The organism is Burkholderia ubonensis (genome assembly GCF_001718695.1).
GTDB classification, from domain to species: domain Bacteria; phylum Pseudomonadota; class Gammaproteobacteria; order Burkholderiales; family Burkholderiaceae; genus Burkholderia; species Burkholderia ubonensis_B.
On record NZ_CP013422.1, the window covers coordinates 1,489,906 to 1,502,423 of the forward strand.

Annotated in this window: 11 protein-coding genes and 2 pseudogenes; 6 read left to right on the forward strand and 7 right to left on the reverse strand. The window is 69.8% G+C overall.

What is annotated here, in order from left to right:
- Window positions 1-146: 146 nt before the first annotated feature.
- Both WJ35_RS26280 and WJ35_RS26285 read right to left on the reverse strand, forming a co-directional pair.
- The gene (locus tag WJ35_RS26280) at window positions 147-1,028 is read right to left on the reverse strand and encodes a neutral zinc metallopeptidase (RefSeq protein ID WP_069240350.1); all 882 of its coding nucleotides are present in this window, start codon (window positions 1,026-1,028) and stop codon (window positions 147-149) included.
- 778 nt (window positions 1,029-1,806) lie between these two features.
- Window positions 1,807-2,787, reverse strand: coding sequence for an NAD-dependent epimerase/dehydratase family protein (locus WJ35_RS26285; RefSeq protein WP_069240351.1), 981 nt, complete (start codon window positions 2,785-2,787; stop codon window positions 1,807-1,809).
- A gap of 99 nt (window positions 2,788-2,886) precedes the next feature.
- Between WJ35_RS26285 and WJ35_RS26290 the strand changes: the two genes are divergently transcribed.
- Window positions 2,887-3,786 carry a LysR family transcriptional regulator gene (locus tag WJ35_RS26290; RefSeq protein WP_069240352.1) on the forward strand — a complete coding sequence of 300 codons (900 nt, stop codon included), beginning with the start codon at window positions 2,887-2,889 and terminating at the stop codon, window positions 3,784-3,786.
- 340 nt (window positions 3,787-4,126) lie between these two features.
- Here the strand turns inward: WJ35_RS26290 and WJ35_RS26295 are convergent, their stop codons facing one another.
- A complete protein-coding gene (locus WJ35_RS26295) occupies window positions 4,127-4,999 on the reverse strand; it encodes a LysR family transcriptional regulator (RefSeq protein WP_011882568.1) in 873 nt (290 codons plus the stop codon).
- Between the two features lie 158 nt (window positions 5,000-5,157).
- Here WJ35_RS26295 and WJ35_RS26300 point away from each other — a divergent pair, with 158 nt between their 5' ends.
- The gene (locus WJ35_RS26300) at window positions 5,158-6,624 is read left to right on the forward strand and encodes an MFS transporter (RefSeq protein ID WP_069240353.1); all 1,467 of its coding nucleotides are present in this window, start codon (window positions 5,158-5,160) and stop codon (window positions 6,622-6,624) included.
- Between the two features lie 74 nt (window positions 6,625-6,698).
- On the opposite strand, the gene WJ35_RS26305 is transcribed toward WJ35_RS26300, so the two are convergent.
- Together WJ35_RS26305 and WJ35_RS26310 are read right to left on the reverse strand one after the other, a co-directional pair.
- Window positions 6,699-6,896 (reverse strand): oxidoreductase-like domain-containing protein, encoded by a 198-nt coding sequence (locus tag WJ35_RS26305; RefSeq protein ID WP_069240354.1) that lies wholly within the window; start codon window positions 6,894-6,896, stop codon window positions 6,699-6,701.
- A gap of 174 nt (window positions 6,897-7,070) precedes the next feature.
- Window positions 7,071-7,784, reverse strand: coding sequence for an SDR family NAD(P)-dependent oxidoreductase (locus WJ35_RS26310; protein WP_069240355.1), 714 nt, complete (start codon window positions 7,782-7,784; stop codon window positions 7,071-7,073).
- A 287-nt stretch (window positions 7,785-8,071) separates the two neighbouring features.
- Between WJ35_RS26310 and WJ35_RS26315 the strand changes: the two genes are divergently transcribed.
- On the forward strand, window positions 8,072-8,749 hold the full coding sequence (locus tag WJ35_RS26315; RefSeq protein WP_011882572.1) for a dihydrodipicolinate reductase C-terminal domain-containing protein: 678 nt from the start codon (window positions 8,072-8,074) through the stop codon (window positions 8,747-8,749).
- Window positions 8,750-8,825: 76 nt separating this feature from the next.
- Here WJ35_RS26315 and WJ35_RS26320 read toward each other — a convergent pair.
- Window positions 8,826-9,184 (reverse strand): annotated as a pseudogene (locus WJ35_RS26320) (MoaF N-terminal domain-containing protein); the annotation flags it as partial.
- Window positions 9,185-9,353: 169 nt separating this feature from the next.
- Here WJ35_RS26320 and WJ35_RS26325 point away from each other — a divergent pair.
- From WJ35_RS26325 to WJ35_RS26335, 3 genes and pseudogenes are all read left to right on the forward strand, one after another.
- A pseudogene (locus tag WJ35_RS26325) lies at window positions 9,354-10,147 on the forward strand (AraC family ligand binding domain-containing protein).
- 358 nt (window positions 10,148-10,505) lie between these two features.
- Window positions 10,506-11,447 (forward strand): DMT family transporter, encoded by a 942-nt coding sequence (locus tag WJ35_RS26330; protein WP_069240642.1) that lies wholly within the window; start codon window positions 10,506-10,508, stop codon window positions 11,445-11,447.
- A 147-nt stretch (window positions 11,448-11,594) separates the two neighbouring features.
- Entirely contained in the window at window positions 11,595-12,143 is a 549-nt protein-coding gene (locus WJ35_RS26335; protein WP_069240356.1) for a permease, read from the forward strand.
- 109 nt (window positions 12,144-12,252) lie between these two features.
- On the opposite strand, the gene WJ35_RS26340 is transcribed toward WJ35_RS26335, so the two are convergent.
- Window positions 12,253-12,387 carry an entericidin A/B family lipoprotein gene (locus WJ35_RS26340; RefSeq protein WP_029226154.1) on the reverse strand — a complete coding sequence of 45 codons (135 nt, stop codon included), beginning with the start codon at window positions 12,385-12,387 and terminating at the stop codon, window positions 12,253-12,255.
- Between the last annotated feature and the right edge of the window lie 131 nt (window positions 12,388-12,518).

Consider the following 12,518-nt stretch of genomic DNA (forward strand, 5'->3'; position numbering starts at 1 on the left):
GTAAACAGGAATGGGGATTGGCCTGCGGCTGCGGATCGCGATGGCGCCAGCCGCCGCCGTGTCGCAATTCGTGATGGACGAGCCGCCGCACCGGCAGCCCGGCGATGCGCGTGCCGCTGCGCGCTGGGCCGCGTCGGCTTCGGCGGCTATCGGTTCGGGTTCGTGGCGAAGGTGTCGCAGGCGCTCACCTGACCCGACTCCATCCCGCGCCGCAGCCAGTACACGCGCTGTTCGCTGCTGCCGTGCGTGAAGCTCTCCGGCACCACGTAACCCTGCCCTTGCTGCTGCAAACGATCGTCGCCGATCGCCGCCGCCGTTTTCAGGCCCTGCTCGAAATCGCCGGGCTCGATGAGTCGCTGGTTCGCGCGCTGCGCGTTGTTCGCCCAGACGCCTGCGAAGCAGTCGGCCTGCAGTTCCATCCGCACCGACAGCGCGTTCGAGCGCGCTTCGCTCGAACGCCGACGCGCGGCGTCGACCTTGCCGGAAATGCCGAGCAGGTTCTGCACGTGGTGGCCGACCTCGTGCGCGATCACGTACGCCTGCGCGAAATCGCCGCCCGCGCCGAAGCGCCGGCGCAGGTCGTCGTAGAACCCGAGATCGATGTACACCTTCCGGTCGCCCGGACAGTAGAACGGGCCCATTGCGGTTTGCCCGGTGCCGCAGGCCGTCGGCGTCGCGTTCGTGAACATCACGAGCTTCGGCGGCTGGTATTGCGCATGCAGCTGCGTGCTGAACACACCCGTCCACGTGCGCTCGATATTGCCGAGCACCTTGCGGGTAAATACCGCGCCGGCGTCGGTCGCGGGCGCGCCCTGATGCTGCGCCTGCGGCTGGGCCTGCTGCCGCCCGCCCTGCAGTGCCGATGCGCCTTCGAGCACGACGCGCGGGTCGATCCCGAAGAAATACGAGGCGGCCAGCACGACGACGATCGTGCCGATGCCGATCGTCGCCCGCCCGCCGCCGAAGCCGCCTCCGCCGCCGCGGCGGTCTTCGACGTTCTGGCTTTCGGTTTCGTCGTCCAGCCTCATTGCGGGCTCCTCCCTGTCTTGTCGAATCCGTGCCGTTCGCGCAACGGGCAGTGCGCCGCCGTTGCACGAGGCTTCGGCGCACGCGATGCAGGCGCATCGGCTGTGAGTTGGCGGCAGCGGCGCTGTCGGCGGTTGCGCGCTGTGCGGCGCGCCGCCGGGTGTTGGCGATGGCGTCTGCACTGGCCTTGGCACCGGCCTTCGCGCTATTTTGCCGGGGCTTTTACGACTTGTCGCAAAAATACGGAGGATAGAGCGATTCGGTGCAGGACATCGTCAGCCTTTGCAAAATGGCGCGTCTGGCCGCCGGTCAGGCCGGCAGCGGCAGCCCGCTTGGATCGTGCGGGCGATCGCATTCATCCTTTCCGCGGATGCCGGCGTACGACCGCGCCGCGTACGGTGACGAGGCAAGGCATCTTTGCGGAGCAACGCATGAGCTATGTGCGTCCCCGCATGATTGCGGTCACCGGCGCGGGTGCCGGCATCGGCGCTGCGCGTGTTCGCCGCTTCGCCGCGAGGGGCGACCGCGTCGTTCGTAGCCGGTGCGCCGCGCGTCGCCGATGGCGGCGCATGGATCGTGGACGTGTCGACGCTCGCGTTCGAATACGCCTGACGCACCTGGATGCGCGCCGCGCGTTCGGTCGGCGCGGGGTGGCAGCTGTTCACGGGGTGCGTGGGGTTCGTTATGTCCGTTCGCTCGATCGGTTCGCTCGGTGCCGCACGTTCGTCTGTTCTCCGTATTCGGCGCCTTCCTCGCGTGGCCTCCGACCGCCGCCTCCGTTCACGACAAGCAGCCGAGCCCCGCCAGCGTCGTCTCCACCGCTGTGTCGAGCGGCGTCAGTGGTTCGCGCCCCAGCACCGCGATCAGCCGCGCGTTGTCCAGGCGGACCGGCTCGCGCCACAGATAACGCATCTCGAGCAGCTCGCGCAGCGTCGTGACGAATGGCGCCGCGGCCCATACGAGCCACCAGGGGAACTGCCGGATCGTCGGCCGCAACCCGTGCCGCTGCGCCACGCGACATACGGCCTGCGCCAGCTGCATGCCGTCCGCGTCCCAGTGTCCGGCCAGGTGAAAGCGCGCGAACGGCGCCAGCGTCTCCCGCCGCGCGATCAGCTCCACCATCGCGCGGGCCACGTCCGGCAGGTATGCCCATTGATGGCCGACGCCCGGCCGCCCCGGGACGCTGATCGCCGTGACCGGACGCCCCGCCTTCACCATGCCCTGCCCGAACCAGTTGTTGCCGGCCCGCGGCCCGAAGAAATCACCGGCGCGCACGATGATCGTCCGCACGCGGTTCGCCGTCGCCGCCTGCAACCGCCGCTCCATCTCGACGCGGATCGCGCCCTTGCGCGTCACCGGCCGCTGCGGCGCGTCCTCGTGCAGCAGCGCAAACGCGTCCGGACCGAAGTTGTAGACCGTACCGGGCAGCACGATCGTCGCCTGCTCGCGCGTGGCCGCCGCGATCGTGTTGTCGATCATCGGCAGCACCTGCGTCGACCAGTTCCGGTAACCGGGCGGGTTCACCGCGTGTACGAGCACGCTGCAGCCGCGTGCCGCACGAAGCACCGCGTCGCGGTCGAGCGCGTCGCCGCGCACCCATCCGATGCCGTCGCGCTCCACGCTCGCGGCGTCGAGACTGCGGCTCAACGCGCGCACCTGCCAGCCGGCATCGCGCAATTGCCGCGCGACCTCGCCGCCGATTCCGCCGCTCGCGCCAAGCACGAGTACCTGCCGTTGTGTCCCCGCTGCGCCTGCCGTCATGACCGCCCTCCGTGATCGAACCGTTGTCGGTCGCCATTCTCGGCCGGAGCGGGCTAATAATGAATTGCTGAGCCTGAGCGATCGGCTATACATTTATGCATGACCACCGATCCGAACTGGGAACGCTACCGCACCTTCCTCGCGGTGCTGACCGAAGGGTCGCTGTCGGGCGCGGCGCGCGCGCTCGGCATCACGCAGCCGACGGCGGGCCGGCACGTCGCCGCGCTCGAAGCCGCGTTCGGCCAGACCCTGTTCACCCGCTCGCCGTCCGGGCTGCTGCCGACCGAGGCCGCGCTGGCGCTGCGCGGCCATGCCGAGACGCTGCGCAGCGCGGCAGCCGCGTTCGAGCGCGCGGCGGCGAGTCACGGCGCCGGCGTCAGCGGCGTCGTGCGGATCTCCGCGAGCGACGTGATCGGCGTCGAAGTGCTGCCGCCGATGCTGACGCAGTTGCGGCGCGACCATCCCGGGCTCGTCGTGGAGCTCGCGCCGACCGACCGCATCCAGGACGTGCTGAACCGTGAAGCCGACATCGCGGTCCGCATGGCGCCGCCCGCGCAGGATGCGCTCGTCGCGCGGCGCATCGGCGCGATCGAGGTCGCGCTGCATGCGCGCGACGACTATCTCGCGCGCAACGGCACGCCGTCGACGGTCGATGAGCTCGCGCGTCACGCGCTGATCGGTTTCGATACGGTGACGCCGTTCATTCGCGCGGCCGGCCGCGCGATGCCGCAGTGGAACCGCGACGCGTTCGCGCTGCGCACGGACAGCAACCTGGCGCAGCTGGCGCTGATCCGCGCGGGATATGGAATCGGCATCTGCCAGACGGCGCTCGCGAAACGCGATGCGCGGCTCGTGCGCGTGCTGCCGGATACGCCCGCGCTCGCGTTGGAGACCTGGGTGGTCATGCACGAGGATCTGCGCACGAGCGCGCGCTGTCGCGTCGTGTTCGACGCGCTCGCGAACGGGCTGCGCGGGTATGCCGAGGGGGGCGGCGAGTAGAGTTCTTCGATGCTGCGGTACGCGTGAATGGCTGGGCGGGTGATGCGATGCGTGCGGCGGGCGACGGAGCGGCTATTTGCGATGTGGGGCTGCGGGTGTTGATGTCGAGGGATTGGGCTGCGGGCGCCGCTTCGACTACTCCGGTTGCTCCGGTTGCTCCGGTTGCTTCGGTTGCTTCGGTTGCTTCGGCCGCTTCGACCGCTCCGGCTGCTCCGGCTGCTCCGGCTGCTCCGGCTGCCTCGGACGCTTCGGCCGCTCCGGCTGCTTCGACCGCTTCAGCTTGGCAAGCAGCACATCGCGATACACGTCGAGCGCGGCGACGCCCTCACCCGCCCCGACGTCACATCAGCAGTTGTCGCGACAGCACCTCACGCGCCTGCGTCACCGTCTCGCGTTCGCCGGGCATCGGCGGCGTCAGAGAAAAGACCGCGTCGGGCAGCGCCGGCAGCCGGTATTTCGCCCCGAGCCGCACGAGGCCTTCGCCGATCGAAGACGCGCACAGGCAGCCGACGCCCAGCCCGGCCGCGAGCAACGACTGCAGCCCGGCGACGCCCGACGCGCTGTGCACGAGCCCGTACGGCACCTGCTGTTCATCGAGCGAGCGCACGGCGATCTGATGCATCATGCAGTCGTCCGGCAGCAGCACGAGCGGCAGCGGCTGCGGAAGCTGTTCGGCCAGCGCCGGCGCCGCGACCCACGACAGCGGCTCGCGCCGCAACACCCAGCGCGTATCGGCCGACGCAGGCCGGAACGGCCCGCGCGACAGGTGCATCACGACGCCGAGATCGATCTGCCCGCGCGCATGGGCCGCTTCGATGTCCATGCTCTTCATTGCGCTCACGTGCAGCCTCAGCTGCGGGTAGCATTCGCGCAATCGCGCGAGCAGGCCCGCCACTTCGTGCGTGCGGTAGTAGTCGGTGATCGCGACGCGCAACTCGCCCTTGATCGCCTGACCGCGCACCTCGTCGAACGCCGCCTCGTTCAACGCGACGATGCGCCGCGCATGTTGCAGCAGACGCGCGCCGGCCGGCGTCGGCTCGACGCCGCGCTTGCTGCGTACGAACAACGACATGCCGGCGCGCGATTCGAGCTTGCGCACCTGCTCGCTGACCGTCGACTGCGACAAGTGCAGCAACGGCGCGGCCGCACTCAGACTGCCGGCGTCCGCGACCGCCGCGAACGTGCGCAACTGATCCAGATCGAAACCTCGCATCACGTACCCCATCCATCGAATAACCCGATGGATGCTACCACCAATTCACGCTTTTCCGAACCATGGACGATGGTCAGAATGTCGGTCAACCGCCGCGTCGCTCCATTTCGGCACCACCCGACATGCCGCGCGGCCCTCATTCTTTCGGACTTTCGTTCATGACCGACAACACACTCGCCCGTTGCGCCGCAGCCCCGGCCGGGACTGCGGCCGCAGCACCGGCACGCAGCCATCACGGCTGGGCTCTCGTCGTGCTGCTGATCGGCGCCATCCTGCCGCCGCTCGACTACTTCATCGTCAATCTCGCACTGCCGGCCATCCGCGACGGCATCGGCGCGCGGCCGGCCGAGCTGCAACTCGTCGTGTCGGCGTATGCATGCGCGAACGCGGTCGTGCAGATCACGGGCGGGCGCCTCGGCGACCTGTACGGCCGCAAGCGGATGTTCATGACCGGGATGGCGGGCTTCGTCGTGGCGTCCGCGCTGTGCGGGCTGGCCGACAGCGGCGCGGTGCTGGTCGGCGGTCGCGTGTTGCAGGGGCTGTTCGCGGCGATCCTCGCGCCGCAGGTACTCGCGACGATCCGCAGCGTGTTCAGCCCGCACGAGCAGGTGCGCGTGATGGGCTTCTACGGTTTCGTGTTCGGGCTTGCGGCCGTGATCGGTCAGCTCGGCGGCGGCGTGCTGATCGCGCTGCATCCGTTCGGTCTCGGCTGGCGCGCGATCTTCCTGGTCAATGTGCCGATCGGGATCCTCGCGCTGCTCGGCAGTTGGCGCTTCATTCCCGAAAGCAGGCCGCCGCGCGGCCAGCGCATCGACGTCCCCGGCACGGCGCTGCTGTCGCTGTTCCTGCTGATGCTCGTCTATCCGCTCACGCATGGGCGCGAAGCCGGCTGGCCGCTGTGGATGGTCGCGTGCGTGGCCGGCGCGGTGCCGATGCTCGGCGCGCTGCTCGCGGTCGAAACGCGCCAGCTCGCCGGTGGACGCGACCCGTTGCTCGACGTGCGGCTGCTGCGCAATCCGGTCATCGCGCTCGGCCTCACGCTCGCGTTCCTGTTCTACATGCTCAGCGCGTTTTTCCTGAGTTACGGCATTTATCTGCAGGGATGCCTGAACTGGTCGGCGCTGCAGTCTGGGCTCGCGATCCTGCCGCTCGGCGTCGGCTTCCTGGCAAGCCCGTTGCTGATGCCGCGGCTCGTCGGCAGGTTCGGCGGCCATCGCGTACTCACGCTGGGCTTCGCGATGCTCGCGGCCGGCGTCGCGACGGCCGCCGCGCTGGCCAGCGAACACGCGCCCGGGCCGGGCTTTCATGCGGGGATCGCCGCGATCGGCATCGGGCAAGGCCTCGTACTGCCTTCGGTCGTGCGGATCGTGCTCGCGGAAGTCGACGCCGCGCGCGCCGGCGTCGCGTCCGGCATGGTGACGGCGATGCTGCAGATCGGTGCGGCGGTCGGCGCGGCGGCGCTCGGTGGCCTGTTCTTCGCGCGGCTCGGCGCGCGGCCGGCGCCGCCCGACTACGTGCACGCGTTCAGCGCGACGATGTGGGCGCTGACGGCGGTATTCCTCGTGTGCGTCGTGTTGTCGGCAGCATTGGGGCCGCTGCAACGGCGGACGCAGGCGCGCGCGTGACGGTCAGCGGCGCAGCATCGCCGGCCGCGACATGACGAACGCGGTGCACGAGCGAGCCGTTGCGAGCGGCCCGCTCACGATTGCGGCTTGGGCGGCGCGTGACGCGCTTCCCATTCGGCCAGCTCGACGCGATAGCGCTCCATCGCGTCCTCGTACAGGTCGAAGATGCATGGCGAGCAGCCGCTGTTGCAGCAGTCCTCGAGTTCCGGTTGCTGAGGCGGGGTCGGACGCGGATCGTCGGCGGGCGCATCCGCAGCGTCAGGCTTGGTCACGGCTTCGGTCGGTTGATGTCGAACGCGGAGTATAAGGCGATGGCCGGCTGCACGCAGGCTCACGCATGCACGCAGCGTCTCGCCGGCACATCGGCCGGCAGGCGTCGCGCGCGGTGGCGCGTGCGCTTACGCCTGCCGTGATGCCGAAGCCGAATGCGCTCGCGTGTCGCGTCGCTACGCGACGCGCCCGCTCACCGGGATCGATGCGCCGGTGATCGCCTGCGCGTCGTCCGACAGCAGAAAGCCGATCGTCGCCGCGAGCTGTTCGGGCCGCACCCAGCGCGTGAAGTCCGCATCGGGCATGTCCGCGCGGTTCTGCGGCGTGTCGATGATGCTCGGCAGCAGCGCGTTCACCGTGACGCCGCGATCGAGCAGTTCCGCGGCCAGCGCCTCGGTGAGCCGCGCGACGCCGGCCTTCGCGGCCGCGTATGCGCCCATTCCGGCGCCGGCCTTCGACGCGGCGCCCGCGCCGATGTTGACGATGCGGCCGGCGCCGCTCGCGATCAGATGCGGCAGCGCCGCCTTCGACGCGTTCAGCGCCGTCTTCACGTTGAGCGCATACATCCGGTCCCAGGTGGCGACGTCGCCGTCGGCCACCGTTTCCCACGCGAACGCGCCCGCGATGTTGAGCAGCGCGTCGACCTTGCCGAATTCGCGATTGACCGTTTCCAGCGCACGCACGGCGGCCTGCGGATCGACGAGATCGATGCCGCCGATGCGCAGCGCGTCGGCCGGTATGTCGGGCAATGCCTGTGGCTCGGGCGCCAGGCCGCGGCCGATCAGCGCGACGCGGGCGCCGCGCCCGCCGAGCCATGCGGCCGTGGCGACGCCCAGATGGCCGAATCCGCCGGTGATCGCAACGGCCTTGCCTTGCAGGTCGTGTTCCATCGATATGTTCTCCTTGGTCTATGCGAGTTGAATGATGCCTGTCGAATGATGCGCGGTGCGCGATCGATGCAGGCGCTACGCGCGATCCGGCGCGTAGCTGAGGACCGCCGGGCGGCCTCGACACCTCCGCGCGATCGGGCAGCCACGTCGGCGCACGCACCGAGCCGCTCGGCATGCGGGCATAATGCGCGAAGCCGCTGCGCCGCACGGCGCACCGCGGCCGCGTCGGGCGCGAGAGCGCCGCGTCCGGCCCGCACGGCACCACTCCAACCTCACGCGCCCATTCCATGCAAGTACTCGTCGTCGGCACCGGCAAACTGGCCGCCGAACTGCTCGCGTCGCACCGACTCGATCCCGCCGCCTGTGACGTGATCGCGTGGCCGCAGCGCACGCGCCCCGATACCCGCGCGATCGTCGTGCATGCGGGCTCGGGCCGCGAGCTGCCCGCCGTGATCGCGTTCTGCGATGCAACCGGCTCGCCGCTCGTCGAGCTGTCCACCGGCTCCGCGCTCGAAACCGGATCGTACGACTTCCCCGTCGTGCTGTGCCCGAACACCAACATCTTGATGCTGAAGTTCATGAGCATGCTCGACACCAGCGGCCATCTGTTTCGCGACTGCCGCATCAGCGTGACGGAGTCGCATCAGGCGAGCAAGACATCCGTGCCCGGTACCGCAGTCGGCATCGCCCGGTCGCTCGGCGTGCCGGCGCATGATATCCGCTCGGTGCGCGACCCCGACGCGCAACGCGATGTCCTGCAGATTCCGGACGATCAGCTCGGCCGCCATGCATTCCATCGGGTCCGAATCGACGATGGCGCGTGCAGCCTCCAGTTCGAATCGCGCGTGTACGGCGCGTCGCCCTACGCGGACGGCGTGTCGCGAATCGTCGAGGCGGTGCGGCAGCACGCGCTCGAGCGGCGCCGGTACTCGGTCGTCGAGTTCATCCACAACGGCTGGCTGTAGCTGGGGCGGCGGGCGCGTCCGTGCGCTGTCGGCCGAGGCGACGGCGACGGCGGATCGATCGCGCGCAATCGCAGCCATCGCGGCGCGTCGGCATCGATTGGAGTGTGCCGGTCACCGATGTCCACACGTCGTTCGCAACGTCGATCACGACGCTCACGGAGGTCGCGCGCTCGGTGGGATCGACGTAGTCGACGAAGTACCGGTCCTCGAGCGGCCGCGTGACGCGGCACGGCGCGCGCCCGCCTGCGTCGCTCGCCGTGTCGCGCCATTGCAGCGCGCCGGCTTCGAACGTATTGGCGCGCCACACGTCCCGCGCGTCGGCAAGGGCCATGGCTGCCCGACGAGTGAGCGCACGGGCGCGAGTACGTTCGCGTGTGGCGCGAAGCCGTCCGCGAGCGCACCCACCTGAATGAATACCGGGTGCCGTCGTAGCAATTGCTTTCTCCCGCACAGCTTCAGGCCCGGCGGGCCGTGTACGCTGCTCATGTGTACATGGTGCACGTTGCGTGTGCCGCGCGGTATCGGCCGAACGGATGAGGGACGCGCGATACGGGAACGCGCTAAAGTGCATTTGATCCGCGTCGCGGCGGAGCGAGGAGCGAGCATGCATCGTGTCACGCATTACCGCCGCACCTGTGAAGGCATCGAGGCGATCAGCCTCGATTCCGACCGCGCGTTCCCGCGTCACGCGCACGACGAATTCGGCGTCGGCGTGATCGTCAGCGGCGCGCACCGGTCATGGAGCGGCCGTGGGCAGGTCGACGCGCAGGCTGGCGACGCGATCATGGTCAACCCGGGCGAGATGCACGACGGCATGCCGATCGATGCGGGCACCGGTCGCCGCTGGCGAATGCTGTACCTCGCGCCCGCACTGGTTGCCGGCATAGCGGCGGAAGAAGGCATCCGCGGTGTGGAACTCGCGAACCCGGCCGTGCGCGACGAGCAGCTCGTAGCCGCGTTCGCTCGGCTGCATGCGCGGGTCGTCGCGGGCAACGCGCCGCCTCTCGCACGCGACGAAGCGCTCGTGATGCTGGTGGCCGCGCTGCTCGCGCGGCATTCGAATCGCACGCTGCGGGCTGCGTGCGTCGCGCCGGCGATCCGCGCCGCGCGGGAACGGCTCGATGCGGCGCCCGCCGCGCCGGTGTCGCTCGCGGAGCTGGCGGGCTTGGCGGCGTCAGCCGCTTCCAGCTGCTGCGCGGCTTCGCGCGCGAACTCGGCATTACGCCGCACGCGTACCTGATCCAGTCGCGTGCGCGCCTCGCCCGTGCGTTGCTCGCGCGCGGCCACCCGATCGCGGACGCCGCGGCCGAAGCGGGATTCGCCGACCAGAGCCACCTGACGCGCGCGTTTGCCCGCCAGTTCGGGATCACGCCGGGGCGATTCCTGCAGGCGGGATGACGCTCCGCGCGATAGCGCGGGCGGTGCTGGCGATGCGTCGGTAGCAATGATCGCCGCCGAGCGGTGATGGCGGTAGCGGCAGTACTCACGATCGCTGTCGCTGTCGTAGCCGAAATAGCAATCGCAGCCGAAGCCGAAGCCCCAGTCCCCGTCGAAGCCAAAGTCGAATTCCCAGTTGTAGCGCAGCGGCAGTCGTAGTCGCAATCGCAATCACGGTCACGGTCCCGATCGCAGTCACGCCCGGCACACGATAATCACCCTCCCCGCACGACCACACCACCCGCCGCCCCTCACAGCCCCGAACACCCCCGCAATTTCATTCAAGACGGCCGCATCGTCACCCGCGATGATGCGGTGCATGAAGACACGACTGATCGGCTATCTCTATCTCGCCGCCGCGATGACGGGCGTCGGCAGCACCGTCATCGCGAGCCGCCTCGCCGCCGGCGGATTGCCGCCGTTCACCGCGACCGCGCTGCGCTTCCTGATCGCGACGCCGCTGCTGTTCGCGTTGATGCGCGCGCAACGATTGCGCTGGCCGCGCCTGTCGCGGCGCGACGCGGGGCTGCTCGTCGTGCAGGCGGCGGCGGGCGGCGTCGGCTACACGGTGCTGCTGATCTGCGGCACGCGGCTGTCGTCGCCGCTCGACGCGGGCGTGATGCTCGGCACGCTGCCGGCGATGTCGACGCTGATCGCGGCCGTCCTGCTCCGCGAGCGGCAGACGCCGCGCGACTGGGCCGCCGCCGCGCTGGCAACGGCCGGCGTGCTGCTCGTCACGTTCACGCCCGGCCATGCGGCGCCGTCGATGCGGGCACTGGCCGGCGACGCGCTGGTGCTGGCGGCCGTCGCATGCGAAGCCGTGTTCATCCTGCTCAACCGGCGGCTCGCGGTTCCGCTCGCGCCGCTGACGCTGTCGACGGCGATGTCCGGGCTCGGCTTCGCGCTCGCGCTCGTGCCCGCCGCATTCGAATGGCATGCGCTGGCGAGCGGCTGGACGCTCGGCGCCGTCGGTGCGATCGCGTATTACGCGCTGGTGCCGACCGTGCTCGGCTACCTGTGCTGGTACGCGGGCTCGGCACGCACGAGCGGCACCGAAGCGGCGCTGTTCACCGCCTTCGCGCCGGTATCGGCGGTGCTGTTCGCCGTGACGCTGTTCGGGGAGACGCTCGGCGGCACGCAGGTACTCGGCGTTGCGCTCGTCGTCGCGGCGATGCTCGTAGGCGCGACGCGGCGGCGTGATGCGGCGACGCGGCGACCGGCAGCGCAAGCGGACGCGTCCGCATCGCAGATCGCCGAGTGATCCGGTCCGCTGCGCATCCCGCGTGACCGGCCAACGGTAACGATTGTAGGAATGTGTCGGCGCGCGGCAAAACCGTTGCGCGCCATCGCGCAAGGTGCAATATTCGCGTGGCCTGGCCATTCGACCACCGAACGCATACGCATCGCCATGAACAAGAAGGAAGCCAAAACACGCATCGCGGCGCTGTTGTCCGCGGGCGCGAGGAAAGCCGACGTGCTCGCCGAGCTGGCGGGCCACGGTCTCAAGGAACAGTTGCTCGCGCGCCTGATCGCGTCGCGCCCCGATCCCGCGCTGTGTTGGAGAAACCGCGTGCACACGCGCATCCTGGTCGGGCTGGGCGTCGCGCAGCTTTTGATCAGCGTCGCACTCGCCTACGTGTTCGCCGCCGGTGGGCTCGGCATCGGCGCGACGCTGCTGTTCGGTGCGCTGACCGTGTCGCTGTCGCTGCTGTTCATCTGGGGGTTCGCGACGCACCGGGTCGGCGCCTATCACGCGTACATCGTTCTGTCGCTGCTACAACTGCCGAAAACCATCGCCGCGCTCGGTCGCGATCCGTCCGCCGCGCTGCCGAGCCTCGCCGTCACCGTGATCCTGGTCGGCTACGTGTGGTTCGTCCGCAACCGGATGTTCCCCGACTTCGGCTGGTTTTCGCCGCGCAAGATCGACGGCCGCTACGCCTTCGTCGAAAGCGCCTGACGCCGCGTTCGGCGTGACGCGGCCTCTATCGCGGGCCGCAAAAAACACCGGCCCGCCCCGCAACGGCGGGACGGGCCGGTGTGTTCCGCGCAGGCCGGAACCGTTCGGCTTACTTCGCCTTTTCCGCGGTGTCGCTGATCGCCTGCCCGCCCTTCGAAATGTCCTGACCCACACCGGCAATCGTGTTGCAACCAGCGAGCGCGGCGGTCACCACCAGCAGCATTGCAGCAATCGTACGCGTCATTCTCAATCTCCTTCGAGTCGAAAAGCCCGAGCGGGCAGATCGTGTCAGGCGGCGCGTCCCGCGGCATGCGGAACACGGGGCCTGAACGGATTATACGGAGACGCCCGCCGCGCGCCAGTGCACGCAGCGTC